Source organism: Schlesneria sp., assembly GCF_036405755.1.
Classification (GTDB): Bacteria; Planctomycetota; Planctomycetia; order Planctomycetales; family Planctomycetaceae; genus Schlesneria; species Schlesneria sphaerica.
Map to the genome: position 1 here is coordinate 1 of NZ_DASWWZ010000041.1, position 13,852 is coordinate 13,852.

The following is a 13,852-nucleotide window of genomic DNA, read 5'->3' on the forward strand; positions in this document are numbered from 1 at the left end:
GACGCATGAAGAGTTTCCGATCGAGGAACGAATCCTGCTGACGTGGGAGGGAAGTTCCATCAACGATCCCCGGCTGGAACGACTCGTCGATCAACTGCTGGGCAAGCCCGACGCCCAGGGAACAAAACGGGGTGGCCTTCCTTACGTTTCCAGCGTTCTCGATCCTCGAGCGGCGCTGAACGTGATGCAGGAGAACGGCGTTTCTGCGCAGGACGCCGCCCGTCGTCTCGAAGGGACGCTGCTGGGAGTCGGTCCCCTGAGGCTACGGCTGACAGAAGTAGGCCGCTCGGCCATCAAGAAGACCAGACGCGAGCTTCAACTCGCCACCCGTTCAAAATTCGGTCTGGAACTGGTGATCCACGAGGCCGATCCCGATCTGTCACCGCTCGTGGCCATTCCCGGCCCCGTGGCAGAAGAAGGGGGAACCAGCGAACCGACACAACCGGTTGTTGTGGCCGTCGATGGAACTCCTCTCGAAGAGGCCACAGTCGATCACGACCTGAAAATTTCCTGGAAAGGGATCCGCATCGGCAGCCCTGAAACGGCCGATATCGCCAACTGGCTGAAACAGTATGTTCCCGAGTGGGGCGAAGGGTCAGCGCTGGTTGAAGACAGCTTTTTCGTGCTGGGCTCACCGGTGGCACTCGCCGTCGGAATTTCGGAGGCGGGACTGGCTGACAAGGCCGAGACGATCGCCTCGATTCGCGCGATCTGTGATGTGGCCGGAATTCCTGCCGGCACACTGCACATGACCGGAAGTATCATTTCCGCCAACGAGTTAAACTCGGAAGTCCGCAAGGCAATCTGGAACACGTCGTATCCGCTGATTCAATTTCATCGCAGATCGGTCCTGCTGTCGTCGGCCCTGTTCAGCGCTTTGATGGCCTACGTTCTTGTGCGAAATGTGCGACTGGCGTCGATGATCCTGTTTGTCGCCATGTTCACCGCATTCGGTGCTCTCGCTCTGATCTCTTTCACCGGGGGCTCGATGAACATGATCCTCAGCGTGATGCCCACGCTGCTGATCGTGTTGACCCTTTCGGGGGCGATCCACGTTGTGAATTACTGGAAGCACGCGGCCAGCGCTGACGAAAGTTCGGCGATTGTCGAGTCGATCCGGTCGGCGTGGTCACCTTGTTCACTCGCAAGTCTGACGACGGCAATTGGTCTGATCTCGCTGTCCACCAGTGAGCTTTCTCCCGTTCGTGAATTCGGCCTCTACGCCGCCTGCGGAACGATGTTCTCGCTGTTAATGATTATCTATGGTTTGCCTGCCCTGATGCAGATGTGGGCAGGTCCCATTCCCCGGGAAAAGCCGTCTGATCAAGGGGGCTGGCGATTCTTTGGTCGGATCGTGACGGTGCACCCTGGTTTGCAGTCGCTGCTGGTAATCGCCGTTGCCGTAGCGCTCAGTTGGGGAATCTCGAAGATGCAGACGGAGACGAAAGTCATCCGCTACTTCCCCGAAAAGTCACAGATTGCTCAGGACTACTGGTTCATTGAAACCAATCTGGGTGGTGTGATGCCCGTTGAAACGGTGATTCGTTTTGACGAGCAGGCACAGCGAGATTCGACGTTCCTCGACCGTATGGAACTGGTACGTCAGATCCAGGAAAAAATGTGGAGTCACCCCGAGATCAGTGGGTCGGTCTCACTGGCAGATTTTCAGCCGGTGAGCGAACAACCACCTGAAGACGCGAGTTTTATCGTCAGGACCAAGCATCAGAAGCGGGCCACGATCATCCAGCAACGCATTCGCGATGGGGAAATTCCTGGTGCCCGGTCGTTCTATTCGGTCGCCGAACAGAGCCACGATCTGCATCAGCCGGGAGACCATCGCCTCAACCAGGCGGGTGATGAGCTCTGGCGAATTACAGCCCAGGTCAACGTCATGACCGAGAATTCGTTCGAGAAGATCCTGGCAGACTTGCATCAAATGGCGCAGGAAGTCTTGAAGCTGCAAGCTGGCTCCCACCATTTGATCACGGGCAAAGTCCCTCTGTTTGTTCAGACGCAGCATGCAGTTCTGGAAAGTCTGATCAGCAGTTTTGGTCTGGCGTTCGCCCTGATTTTCGTGGTGTTTACGATCACGTTGCGAAGCTTCCCGGCCGCCCTGATTGCGATGATTCCGAATCTGTTGCCGATCACTGTGGTGTTCGGGGCTGCCTCGTGGATGGGACAGCGGATTGATATCGGCTCGATGATTACGGCTTCCATCGCACTCGGGATCGCTGTCGACGGCACCCTGCACTATCTTGCATGGTTCAAGCGTGCGATGAGCGACGGATCCCGTCGTCGTGATGCGGCCATCCATGCCATGGTCCATTCCGGCCCCGCACTTCTGCAGACGAGCGCCGCTGTCGGCTTTGGCCTGCTGCTTCTGGTTCCTGCTGAGCTTACCCTCATCAGCCGATTCGGTTCCCTGATGGCCAGCATGATCGGGGTCGCACTTCTCGGTGATCTGGTGCTGCTCCCTCAACTGGTTTCGGGGCCCTTCGGCCGGTTTTTTGAACCGAAGCAGGCCGCAAGCGCTTCTGGAGTCTCATCGGCGGAGTTGCCGGTCATCGTTCCTGTTGCCGAGGCAGAGCCTGTGGCACGGGGCGTAGCTGTACCAAAACCTCATCACCACCCGGTCGATCCCAAACGGAAGAAGGGCCGACCGACGGCGTAGAGGCCTTTGATCTCCGGCCCGTTTCAGCGCGAGCAGGCTTCCGAGTGGGCTTCCAAACGCTCATTAACCGGCCTGTCTCATGCCGTGAGACGGAGTCCGGAAATTCGTGACTGTAATTGCAGCCAAGTGAAACCGGCAGGACGCAGCACTCCAGTCACCTCGCGATGAGTGAGCGTGCTCGATGCTGTTCCGATGCTCTGATGAACGCGAGAATGCCTCGGAGGAGGGGGATGCGTTCGGGCTGAGGCGACCTCGGTGTCACGGAGTCCAGACGGAACATCCTCGGACACGGCGACTGCGAACGGGCGGGATCGTCGCTGATCGGGAGGAAACCCTGTTTCGGTTAACGCCGCCCCGGTCGTCGCGAAGCCATGCAACCTGAGCGCCTTACGTGAGTTAGAATCATGCGTAATCGTGGTCGGTGAATTGGTGTGGGCGAGTCCGGGGCAGGGCCGTTCATGGCTCAACGTGAACTCGGGAAACTCCAAACTCAATGGTCGTTGCCCGGCCATTGAGTTTGGTTACTGGCTCGATGCCGGTGCCTGAGAGAGTCAGACAGAGCTATGTGCAGGGCGATTGAAATCGGCTCGGACTGGCAGGTGGTCACGGACTCTTTTCACGAGAGATCGATCGCGAAACGCGTCGACGCGCGGTTTTTCCACTGCGACGGGGCAGGAGTCAGGTGCTGGCAGGCTGTTCGTCGTGATCAATCAGCATCCGCGACAGGGCCACCGCAACAAGGTAGGTCAGAGCGCCGGCCCAGACCACATCGCTCGTGAAATGACCTCCCTGAAGAACACGCGTAAATCCCATGGCAACGCCGTAGATGAGACCGCCTGCAAAGCACGCGCGACGCAACCACGGACGTTTTGGACTGACAACAAACCCCAGGCCGATCAAATAAAACGCGACCGCTGCGTGACCAGATGGAAATGACGAATTCGGGAAGCGATCACTCCCCCACGCACCGACGGGCAGGAATTGTTTATCACCCCCAAAAACCGTGCATTGAACGGGTCGTGGCCGCCCCCACACGGATTTGAGGAATCCGTTGACCAGTAGACCCGGCCCGATGATTAAGAGCAGCGCCAGGAACAGTCCACTCAGGCGAAACTGCTTGATCTTCAGGGGATCCTTAGAATGGAGCAAGTGGGTACCGAAGACCGCCACGACGGCACCGACGACGCCGACAACGATCGGCGGAATGACTCCATTCCGGTAGAACCAGAGCCAGGGGTGAGCCCGCTCGAAGGGCCAGATACCATTTCCTGAATCATAGAACATCGCAGAGACGTGCTGGTCAACGTCCCAGATTCGGATCAACAGACTGACCAGAAGCGTCGCGATGAGCGGACGCCATACGGGCCAACTCTTCCGTCCGGCTGCTGTGACCGTGTGTGGCGACGAGAAATCAGAACGAAGGTTGATGGCGTCGCGCGAATGCGCAGGGTTGATCAGGGTGTCATTCATGGTGATTCATCCCAACTCAAGTGCGGATCACGCCAGAGAGCCAGGCGGAAAGTGCTCCGCCGAATACGACAGGCGCCCAGGCGGCAATCTCCGGTGAGATGACGTAGCTTGCCCCCAATGATTGAAATCCCTGAGTGACGGCAAAAAGCAGGGCCAATACAAACCCGCATAAAGTCGAATCCACCGCCAGGCCGGGACTTTCTCGACGAACCATTAACGGAATCGTGAGCAGAACCGCAATTACGTTGAGGATGGGCTGCATGAACCTGGAATGGACGTACAGGACAATCCGGTACACAGAAGCGAAACCGAAGGCAGGACAGCGAATCCGCTCCAGCAGTTCCCAGGTCGACAGCGAGGTGAAGCTCGAACTTCGTTTGAAGAGCTGATCGCAGGTGATCGCCGACGCGACAAACACACGTTCTCCGGGAAGAACGACAACCAATTCGCGACCCCGATCCGTCAGAATCCGTTCCACGTCGGCCAGGGGAGGATTGGAGACGACATCTTTGATCAACCAACCGGCGGGGCGGTTCCCCTTCGCGGGATAGAACGTCGCCGTCGGACCCTTGAGAATCGTCAACTCGTTGACGAGGCTGGGGGACGGGAGCGTGAAGAACGGCTTTTCAATTGTTCGATCGGCGACCCTGACCGTTTCTCCGTCGATCGAAATGCGCGTTCGGTGGTCCGTCAGCGATTCGACCTGGGATTGTGAAAGGTCGTTCTGGTGGCGAATCTCGTGTTCACGAAATGCAACGCGTGGAACGAGGAATTCCTGGTTAAAAACCAGCAGGCAATTCACGCCGATCGCTGCGAAGACCATCGGCCTGAGAATGCGATACATCGGAATCCCGGCCGCCAGAAGCGGGTGGAGTTCACCACTTCGCTGCAGCAGGATGAGAACTGTCATGACAGAAATGACCGTCAGGGCCGCTCCGCCACGATCCAGAAACAGAATCGAACGATAGGCGTTCAGCGTGACAATCAGTTGGATCAACCCGAAGGTGCCATTGTCGCCGTTGATTTCCAGCAGTTCATCCAGGTTCTCGAACAAGTCGATGACTGCGACCAGCCCGAACATGGTGATAAAGCACACGCCGAACGTGTGGAGAAAGCTTTTCATCAAGTAGCGGTCATAAGTCATGTCTTGCCAGGATGAACGAAACTGCAATCAAGCCTGTTCTGCTAATTGTCCACAATTGCAGCGGATTACAGGGGAAAGCCAAAAATGGGTCAAGATGTTTTCCCGTGCCTCTCAGTTCGCCTGGTCACCGCAGGATGTGACGATCTCGCGGCTCACCTCATCCTTGCATGTCCACGTTGATTCACGCGGGGTGTATGGGAGGCGATGGACCAGGCGTCAGCAGGAAAACTCGGCACTGCGAGCACGTAGACTCCAGCGATCATGCGGGAAGTTCGCATCCTGAGTCTTGAGAAACGGGTGCAAAGATTAAGGTTTACCCAGATTACGGCCGTGCAGTACGTCAGGTCAGGATTTCGTGGACCACGCTTCCGTGCACGTCGGTCAGTCGAAAGTCGCGGCCGCTGAAGCGGAACGTCAATGATTCGTGATTCAGGCCGAGCAGATGCAGGATGGTGGCATGCAGGTCGTGAATCGTACAGACGCCGTCCACCGCGTGCATGCCGAGTTCGTCGGTGGCTCCGTAAATCGACCCTCCTTTAACACCTCCCCCTGCCAGCCAGACCGAGAATCCTTCGGGATGATGGTCACGTCCATCGCGGCCCGCAGAATGAGGTGTCCGTCCAAACTCCCCCGCCCAGACGATCAGCGTTTCATCGAACAGGCCTCGCTGTTTCAAATCGGTGATCAGACCGGCGATGGCCTGATCGGTATCTAGCGCGTTCTTTTCATGCCCTTTCTTGAGATCGCCGTGCTGATCCCAAGTACCGTTCGAGGCGCCGGGCGGGCAGGTAATTTCGACAAAACGGACACCCGATTCGATTAAGCGGCGGGCACGTAAGCACTGGATGCCATACAGTCGTTGTGATGGCACCTGTGAATTGATGGCATAGAGGGCGTGTGTCGCTTCGGTTTCCTGCGAGAGATCAAGCACATCGGGGACGAGCGACTGCATGCGGAAGGCCATCTCATGGTTTCGAATTGCCGATTCCACGGCATCGCTGCCCCCGAGTTGTTTTGAAAACGCAGCATTCTGTGATTTCAGCAGAGCCAGCTTTGCTCGTTGGATTCGTGAATCACGATCACCCGGCTGGATGTTGTCGATCGGGTTTCCATCGGCCTGGAGCAGTGTTGCCTGATGACTGGCGGGCAGGAATCCATTCGAGAAAGTCTCGAGTCCGCCGCACGGTACAACGCCGAAACTGAGAACCACGAATCCGGGCAGATTCTGACTTTCGCAACCCAGGCCGTAATTCACCCAGGAACCGAGGCTGGGCCGTCCGGCGTTATTCGAACCCGTATGCAGGAACAGGACGCCTGTGGAGTGGATGGGCAGATCTGCCTTCATCGAACGGATCACGGCAATGTCATCTGCACAGCGGGCAATATGAGGAAATAGGCTGCTGACCGGCATGCCGCTTTCCCCGTGTTGTGAGAATTCCCACGGGCTTTTCAGCCATTGTCGATTCCCATTGGCGGTCGGGTTTTTTGAGTCAGTGAACGACTGGCCGTCGAGATCGGCGAGTTTCGGTTTCGGGTCGAACGAGTCAACGTGTGATACGCCCCCGTCCATGAAGCAAAAGATCACGTTCTTCACCTTCGGCCGGAAATCCGGCTGGGGGACCCGCAAGAACTCCGTGCCGGCGGACGTGCTCGTACTGTGCCCCATCATTCCAGCGAAAGCGAGCCAGCCAAATCCGTTGGCCGCCGTGCAAAGCATTTCCCGGCGGGTCAACGGACCTGTCACACGTCCGGGGCATACAGGAATCGTCGGGGCTGGGAGTCGGGCCATGCGGAATTCCACTACGTTAGCCAGGAAAGTGAGGAACAGACCCAGGTGGGGAGGCCTCATCTCATCCATCAGGGGGTGCTGATTGTATCCCGTCAGGCCTCATGGCTCTCTACGAAACTGGAAAAAATCATTCAAAGGGTCATCGCTCAGTCATCAAAAACGAGTGACGGGAAGCGACTGAGGTTTCATCGGGTGCAGCCAGCCTGGTGTTGGAAACACGAAAAAAAGCGACGTGCCCACAGGACACGTCGCTTCGAATTTCATCAGCACAAATGTGCGATTGCTTTTACTTCTTGGCGGCAGGAACCACCCACACCTTGATCTCGGTGCGGACTTCGGAGTGAAGCTGAATCTTCACGGTGTACATGCCGAGTTCCTTGATCGGACCGTCGAGTTTGACGTGATCAGCATCGACCTGGTATCCGGCAGCGACGAGCGCCTTGCTGATATCGGGACCCATGATCGAACCGTACAGATGGCCTTCTTCGTTGGCGTTGGCTTCCAGCGTGACGCTGTACTTGCCAATGGCATCGGCTCGCTTCTGCAAAGCCTGCATCTTCTGCTTCTGAAGCTCGACCAGTGCTTCCTGGTGGCGCTTGACTGCCCGCTTGTTGGCTTCCGTTGCGACGGTGGCCAAGCCGTTAGGCATCAGGTAATTGCGGGCATAACCGGGCTTTACGCGAACGATGTCGCCGGTGGCTCCCAGATGCTCGACATCAGCGGCGAGCAACAACTCGACCTGGCGAGAAATCCGGGGACGACCTGAAGCAGAGTGAGTACTACGAGCCATATTTAAATTCCGTCACAATTTCACACGGGTTTCAATTCGCTATCCCGGTTGGGAACCCCTATTCCCATCCGATTTACAGTCAGGAACTCCAATCCCCGACAATCGCTAAAACGGCACATCGTCGACTTGGGATCCTGAGTGATCATCAAAGCTGGACGAGAATCCGCCTGAGCTTTCACCCGAGTCAAAGCTCGGTTCTGCGAAAGCACTTCGTGAGGGGCCAGCCGACTGCGGACGACCGCCCGACCGGGAATCTCCCCCTCCACCCTGTCCATCACCCTTGCCACCCAACATCGTCATATTTTCGCCGACAACTCTGAGCTTGCTGCGCTTCTGCCCGGATTCCCGATCATCCCAGGTATCCAACTGCAGCCGACCTTCGATGAGTACCGGTCGCCCTTTGGCGAGGTATTCCCCTGCGATTTCGGCCGTCCGACCCCACAAGGTGACATCAACGAACGTCGTTTCGTCTTTCCATTGATTCGACTGCTTATCCAGCCAGCGACGATTGACCGCCAATCCGATTTCCGTCACTGCTGTGCCACCAGTCGTGTACTTCACTTGCGGATCGCGCGTCAAATTGCCGACGAGAATCACTTTGTTGAAACTTGCCATTTCTCGATTCCCTTATACTCCACGCGATCTGCCCAGACCGAAACCTATCGCGCTTCTTCAACGCCCTCTTCGATCGCAGGACGATCACCACGGGCTTCACGATCAGCCTTCTGTTCGGGGCTGTGGATTGCGCCGTCATGTTGCGTCAGAGCATCAACCATGGCGTCGAAAATCACTTTTGGATGACGCAGCACCAACTGCCGTAGGACAACTTCATTCAGCTTGCTCAAGCGATTCAGCTCGATCATGCTGCCGCCGTCCATCGTAAAGCAGGCGAGATAATACAAGCCTTTTCGCTGCCCTTCGATGGGATAGCAAAGCTTTCCTTCCTGCCATGGGCGGGAAGCGACAACCTTCGCTCCGACTCGCTCAAGCATCCCCAGCACTGCCTTCTGAGTTGAATCAGGGTCTGCAGCGTAGCGGTTGCTGTCCAGCAGAAACATCCCCTCGTACATGTACTCGGTCAAAATACTCTCCCCAAGATCTTCGATCGCATCTGGCTCTTATGGCTCAATTATCGAGATCAAACCCGCGTTTGTCCCAAAACTCTTTTGCGGAATCACGGATGACTTCTACCAGCCGAGTGATTCGAATCCGAATCAGGCATTGGAGAGTTCACGACATTCATGGCTGCCGTGATCCCCTCTTGAATCCACAATTCGATTCCCGTGGCAGCGATTCTTACTGACGCGTCAACCTCAGTATGCTCGTCTTTCCGAAACTTCGTCAATACATAAGCAGCGGCATCCATCTTTTCGGGTGGACGCCCCACTCCAATCCTCAGCCTGGGAACCGTTTCCGTTCCGCAAACATCCAGGATACTTTGCAGTCCTTTTTGTCCGCCCGCAGATCCTGACGCTCGCAGCCGCAGCTGCCCCAGCTTCAGGTTCATGTCATCACAGACAACCAATACATCGGTCAACGGAATCTGGTAAAACTTGACGATCTGCTGAACGCTTCGTCCACTCAGATTCATATAGGTCTGTGGCGCTGCCAGCAGCACCTTTTCGCCTCGATAATTTCCATCCGCCAGCTGTGCCTCGAACCGAAGTTTCGAGCGATCGGCATGCCACCGGTGTGCTAACTCGGCAATCACATCAAAGCCAACATTGTGCCGGGTTCCCTCATACTTCGACCCCGGGTTGCCTAATCCGACAACCAGCTTCATGGTGTCATTCCGAGTTGACCGTGACGTGTTGGCTCTTTTGATGTGCCCAGACTATTTCTTCTTCGCGTCCTTTGCCTCAGCTTCAGCGGCAGGCTTCTTACCAATCATTTCTGGTTCGATTGGGCCAGCTGCTGCGACTTCGTCCTGCACCTTCGCCTGCACAACGTGAACGACGATCGCGTCCTGTGCGGCGTGAGCGTGTGAACCTTCTGGCAGGACCAGGTCCGAAACGTGAATCGCTTTTCCAAGTTCGAGCGATCCAACGCGAACTGGAATCGAGTCAGGAATCTGATAGGCGAGGCAGTCGATGGTGATGGAGTGCAAGACTTGTTCGAGCACACCACCCAGCAGGACGCCGGGGGCCGTCCCCTTGACTTCCAGCGGAACGACGATGTTAACGCGTTCGTTCGGGTCGACCCGCAGCAGGTCGAAATGGGTGATGCTTCTGCCGAACGTATCCCACTGGATTTCGCGGACAACGGCCTTATCGACTTTTCCGTCCAGTTCGACATCGACAACCTTGGCACCCGACATGAGAACAGGCGTCAATGCTTCCGAACTGATCACGACAGAAACTGGCGGCGCGTTATGCCCGTAGATATTGCCGGGAACTTGCCCACTCCATCGTAACCGTCGGCATGCTGCAGAACCTTGTTCCGCACGCGGTTTGACGACTAACTTTGCTTCCTTCGACATGAAAACACGCACCTTGAAGTTAATTTCAAACTCGTCGCCAGTTCAATGTGGGGGCCTTGCCCACGAATACGGCAAACGCGAGGACCGAATAGTGTAACGAAGGTCGAAGTACCCTGCAACGCAATCAGATCCGTCAACGGAATTGTTTTTGCCCAATCAGAGGGTTTCTGCAAAAAAAAGTCATTTCGGTCTGAGGATGACCGAACGACTGCGCTTGTCCAGACGACTTCATTCTTCACTGACAGGCAGAAACGGCAACTTTGACAACGACTTTAACGACTTCGCTGGCCACAGGGGGTGTTCCGGCCGCCAGTCCAGGAGCGTGTACGTCGTCAGGATAGAAGATCATGAACGTTCCCATGGGGGCATCGTAGGTCTGCTGCCCTGGTTCGTAGAAGATGACGTCCTTCTCTTCCGAATAGGGTGTCTTGACGGCCGGAGCCGTGGCCAGTGGGGCATGGCCGAATCGCTCGTGTCCACCCGCGACAAACTGCACGTCAATGTACTTGCGGTGGGATTCCCAGACGGCCTGATGGGGCAGCTTGCTTTTGTATCGCTGAACCATGCTGACGATATTCCGTCCGTCGAGTTCGTACTGGCCGCTTTCGACAAACGTGAAATCGGTGCTGCCGAGATACTCAATGGCTCGCAGCAGGGCTGCAGGCAAATGACCGTACTTCGCGTGATTGCTGATGTGATCCGTAATCATGATTCGACCTTGTCACCCGGTTATCAGAGCCATGAATGATGCGGCATTTCGACGGCAGTTTCTCCACACTGCCCGGAATGTCGACGTCAGTCAATTCCGGCTCATCGGTGGGGCCCGCTGCGGTGCCCGAAAGAGTAGGTTGCCAACCCGACTTAATCCAGCGCAATCGTCTCCCGAAAACTTTGGTATATCCCCGAACCTCGCCTCCCTGTTAGAACCCGATCAGGCATTCCGGCAGACGAGCAGGATGTTATGGGAAGAACCGACTGCGTGAATCCGAGCGGCAAGCGGCGAATCCTGCAAGCGCCTGGCGAATGCAGGCGTCTGACTGGCAGGAGACAGGAACCGGGGCTACGAGGCCGTAAAACGTCCCAATTCTCGCTCGAGACAATCGACACTGTTCTGACGAGCATGTGGATAAGAGGGATGTCCAGGCGACTTGCGGAAAAGAGGAAGGATCCAGAATGGAACTGGTGGATCGCGTTGTCCTGATCACCGGGGGTGCCCGCGGGATTGGTCAGTCGTTGTGTCGGCGAATCAAGGAAGAACGGCCGAATGGAATTGTGATCGCTGACCGTGACGAAGCAGCAGCGGCAGCTCTCGCTGCGGAACTGGGGGCAGTGAGTGTCGCCTGTGATGTAGGGCGTGAAAGCGACATTCGTGCAGCGGTAGATCTGGCGCGTGCCGAATTCGGACGCATCGACGTCGTCATCTCGAATGCAGGTGTCACCTCCAAGGGAGGTTTTGAGACGCCTGATGAAGACTGGACCCGACTCTGGCAGATTAACCTGATGGCCCACGTCTATCTGTCGCGCGCGACCGTCCCCGCCATGATCGAACAAGGAGGGGGAGCATTTGTCATCACGGCTTCCGCCGCTGGACTGCTGACGGAAATCGGATCGGCAGCCTATTCCGTGACTAAGCACGGAGCGGTCGCGTTCGCGGAATGGCTCTCCGTGCACTATCGGAATCGGGGTTTAAAGGTGACCTGTTTGTGTCCTGCCGGGGTTGCCACGGAATTCCTGGACCTTGAGGACCCGGTTCATCAATTTCTGCATTTAAGCTCGGTCACTCCCGAGCATGTGGCAGAATGCGTTCTCAATGCGATGAAGGCCGAAACATTCCTGGTACTGCCACAACCGGAAGTCAAAGAGTTCTTCCAGTTCAAGACTCAGGACTACGATCGCTGGCTCCATAATTTCGCTCACGTTAATACTCGACTGCAGAAACGCCTGAACCGGGATGCGAAGACCAAACCGGCGGAAGGGAACACGTGATCGTACCGGCGGCGCGTCAGCAGCCCAAGTTTTAAAAGTAGAGCTGCGACCGGATCCAGAAAAGGTCGTTCGATTGAGTGACGCCTCCCTTTCCTGTTGTCACGGGGGTCGCGAACATGGCATGTTCCCAGTCAAAATAGATTTTGACGAACTTATTGATGTACCAGTTGACTCCGACATCCACCAGCCGCGCCTGATTTGTCCAGAGCTTCGGGTCGGCGAGTCCCTCGGTGAAGACTCGCTGATCGAGTGTCATCTCACTGTAGCGCGCGGTGGGCTCGAATGCACCAAATCCAACTCGGCCGGGACGCAGGTCGAAGGGGTGGATGGGATCGACGAGTGTCCGGTCACGAATTGTCTCGCCTGTGATCAGGTACCCTGCCTGCGCAAACCAACCGCTGAGGGGAATCCGGCTCCGCGAGCCTGTGGCGGTGGCGTAACTTTCAGATCCCCCCTCATAGGCACCGAGCAGGGTCAGTCCACCGTAGTACCAGGCCGAATGCACTTCCCACAACGCGCGTGATCCATGCTCGGTAACGCCAGGAGTGAAGGCGAGGAAGGGAAGACTTGCGAAGTTGACTGCGCCACTGTCTCCAAACGCGGCAGCCGTCGGGGCGTTATTTGTCCGCAACGCGGTCGGTGCTGTCGGCTGATTCTCGTAACCTGCGTTGACCGAACCTCCAAACTGAAGGTCGCGTAAAGCGAAGCCGCGATCTTCGTTATAAAAAGGCTTGAGGTTCACAAAGGCCATCATGTCCTGCAGGTTGTGGAAGGGCTGGTAACCGTTTCGCTGCGTATTAAACGTTCCGACGGCGTATTCCACGCGATTCTCAGCGGCTGTCCCCCAAATCATTGCCCCGAAACGCCGTTGACCCTCATAGTTGGTCGCGAAGAGGGATCGTTCTGGAGCAAGCAGATCCCAGATGTGAATGCGGTACCATTCATACGTGAACGGCGTCTTGTAGCGACCTATTCGGACCTGGAATGCAGGGTCATAATTGAAGTTTAAATACGCATCGAGCAGGCCGACGCTGTCGTACGTCTGCTGAAACGAGAATTCGTACTGGATTGGCTTTGACAGGTTCCCCTCGAGATAGAATCGAGAGCGGGGATTATAGATGCCGTCGCTGGCGATTCCTCCGGGAACGGGGTCGGAAAACACTTTGCCGTCAACTTGAACCATGCCTCGCACGCCAAAGCTGTACTCTCCGTCTTCAGTGACGAACTTGAAGCCGTCTCCATCGAAGTCGTAGTAAGGCTTCAGCGTAAGTTTCCCGAGGTGCCGATTTCCGACTTCCTAGGCTCGACCGGTCGTCGTCGGGTCGCCCCCTGCTGCTTTCGATCCCCCTCCCGCCGCAGGAGGACTCTCTTCACCGTGGTGGCCGACGGGGTTGGTGTAACCGATGTGTTCAAACTCCGTTGGGCGATGCGTCCCATCGTAGTGGAATGGATGGGGAACAGGCCCGGAAGGCTCGAGCAAGCCTCTTTCAGTTTGGTGAACCCGAAAATCCTGACTGGGAATT

13 protein-coding genes are annotated in these 13,852 nt (G+C 56.5%); 2 read left to right on the forward strand and 11 right to left on the reverse strand.

Annotated features, from left to right (window positions below; genetic code table 11):
* Positions 1–2,671, forward strand: a 2,671-nt coding sequence (locus VGE80_RS01315) for an efflux RND transporter permease subunit (RefSeq protein WP_440591395.1), incomplete at its 5' end; no start/stop codon positions are given.
* 678 nt (positions 2,672–3,349) lie between these two features.
* On the opposite strand, the gene VGE80_RS01320 is transcribed toward VGE80_RS01315, so the two are convergent.
* The 9 genes from VGE80_RS01320 to VGE80_RS01360 form a co-directional block, all read right to left on the reverse strand.
* Positions 3,350–4,141 carry a phosphatase PAP2 family protein gene (locus tag VGE80_RS01320; protein WP_397570784.1) on the reverse strand — a complete coding sequence of 264 codons (792 nt, stop codon included), beginning with the start codon at positions 4,139–4,141 and terminating at the stop codon, positions 3,350–3,352.
* A gap of 16 nt (positions 4,142–4,157) precedes the next feature.
* Positions 4,158–5,264, reverse strand: a complete 1,107-nt coding sequence (locus VGE80_RS01325; RefSeq protein ID WP_373651263.1) for an LptF/LptG family permease — start codon at positions 5,262–5,264, stop codon at positions 4,158–4,160.
* A 361-nt stretch (positions 5,265–5,625) separates the two neighbouring features.
* A complete protein-coding gene (locus VGE80_RS01330) occupies positions 5,626–7,074 on the reverse strand; it encodes a DUF1501 domain-containing protein (protein ID WP_397570783.1) in 1,449 nt (482 codons plus the stop codon).
* A gap of 286 nt (positions 7,075–7,360) precedes the next feature.
* Complete coding sequence (gene rplI / locus VGE80_RS01335) at positions 7,361–7,864, reverse strand: 50S ribosomal protein L9 (RefSeq protein WP_373651265.1); 504 nt, start codon at positions 7,862–7,864, stop codon at positions 7,361–7,363.
* Between the two features lie 105 nt (positions 7,865–7,969).
* Positions 7,970–8,479 carry a single-stranded DNA-binding protein gene (locus VGE80_RS01340; RefSeq protein WP_373651266.1) on the reverse strand — a complete coding sequence of 170 codons (510 nt, stop codon included), beginning with the start codon at positions 8,477–8,479 and terminating at the stop codon, positions 7,970–7,972.
* A gap of 44 nt (positions 8,480–8,523) precedes the next feature.
* Positions 8,524–8,946 (reverse strand): 30S ribosomal protein S6, encoded by a 423-nt coding sequence (gene rpsF / locus VGE80_RS01345; RefSeq protein ID WP_373651267.1) that lies wholly within the window; start codon positions 8,944–8,946, stop codon positions 8,524–8,526.
* A gap of 92 nt (positions 8,947–9,038) precedes the next feature.
* Positions 9,039–9,647: an aminoacyl-tRNA hydrolase gene (pth, locus tag VGE80_RS01350; protein WP_397570782.1), complete on the reverse strand. Its 609-nt coding sequence runs from the start codon at positions 9,645–9,647 to the stop codon at positions 9,039–9,041.
* Between the two features lie 51 nt (positions 9,648–9,698).
* On the reverse strand, positions 9,699–10,343 hold the full coding sequence (locus tag VGE80_RS01355) for a 50S ribosomal protein L25 (protein ID WP_397570781.1): 645 nt from the start codon (positions 10,341–10,343) through the stop codon (positions 9,699–9,701).
* A gap of 235 nt (positions 10,344–10,578) precedes the next feature.
* Positions 10,579–11,052: a YhcH/YjgK/YiaL family protein gene (locus VGE80_RS01360; RefSeq protein ID WP_373651270.1), complete on the reverse strand. Its 474-nt coding sequence runs from the start codon at positions 11,050–11,052 to the stop codon at positions 10,579–10,581.
* Between the two features lie 464 nt (positions 11,053–11,516).
* Between VGE80_RS01360 and VGE80_RS01365 the strand changes: the two genes are divergently transcribed.
* Complete coding sequence (locus VGE80_RS01365) at positions 11,517–12,329, forward strand: SDR family oxidoreductase (RefSeq protein ID WP_440591396.1); 813 nt, start codon at positions 11,517–11,519, stop codon at positions 12,327–12,329.
* Between the two features lie 31 nt (positions 12,330–12,360).
* Here VGE80_RS01365 and VGE80_RS01370 read toward each other — a convergent pair whose 3' ends face one another.
* Together VGE80_RS01370 and VGE80_RS01375 are read right to left on the reverse strand one after the other, a co-directional pair.
* Positions 12,361–13,512 (reverse strand): OprO/OprP family phosphate-selective porin, encoded by a 1,152-nt coding sequence (locus VGE80_RS01370; RefSeq protein WP_440591397.1) that lies wholly within the window; start codon positions 13,510–13,512, stop codon positions 12,361–12,363.
* 114 nt (positions 13,513–13,626) lie between these two features.
* A partial coding sequence (locus VGE80_RS01375) for a hypothetical protein (RefSeq protein WP_440591398.1) occupies positions 13,627–13,852 on the reverse strand: 226 nt, incomplete at its 5' end.

What these genes read in the sequence shown, in the direction of transcription:
- VGE80_RS01320 (WP_397570784.1), bottom strand. Translation starts at nt 4,141, where the DNA reads ATGAATGACACCCTGATCAACCCTGCGCATTCGCGCGACGCCATCAAC.
- VGE80_RS01325 (WP_373651263.1), bottom strand. Translation starts at nt 5,264, where the DNA reads ATGAAAAGCTTTCTCCACACGTTCGGCGTGTGCTTTATCACCATGTTC.
- VGE80_RS01330 (WP_397570783.1), bottom strand. Translation starts at nt 7,074, where the DNA reads ATGGCCCGACTCCCAGCCCCGACGATTCCTGTATGCCCCGGACGTGTG.
- rplI (WP_373651265.1), bottom strand. Translation starts at nt 7,864, where the DNA reads ATGGCTCGTAGTACTCACTCTGCTTCAGGTCGTCCCCGGATTTCTCGC.
- VGE80_RS01340 (WP_373651266.1), bottom strand. Translation starts at nt 8,479, where the DNA reads ATGGCAAGTTTCAACAAAGTGATTCTCGTCGGCAATTTGACGCGCGAT.
- pth (WP_397570782.1), bottom strand. Translation starts at nt 9,647, where the DNA reads ATGAAGCTGGTTGTCGGATTAGGCAACCCGGGGTCGAAGTATGAGGGA.
- VGE80_RS01355 (WP_397570781.1), bottom strand. Translation starts at nt 10,343, where the DNA reads ATGTCGAAGGAAGCAAAGTTAGTCGTCAAACCGCGTGCGGAACAAGGT.
- VGE80_RS01360 (WP_373651270.1), bottom strand. Translation starts at nt 11,052, where the DNA reads ATGATTACGGATCACATCAGCAATCACGCGAAGTACGGTCATTTGCCT.
- VGE80_RS01365 (WP_440591396.1), top strand. Translation starts at nt 11,517, where the DNA reads ATGGAACTGGTGGATCGCGTTGTCCTGATCACCGGGGGTGCCCGCGGG.
- VGE80_RS01370 (WP_440591397.1), bottom strand. Translation starts at nt 13,512, where the DNA reads ATGGTTCAAGTTGACGGCAAAGTGTTTTCCGACCCCGTTCCCGGAGGA.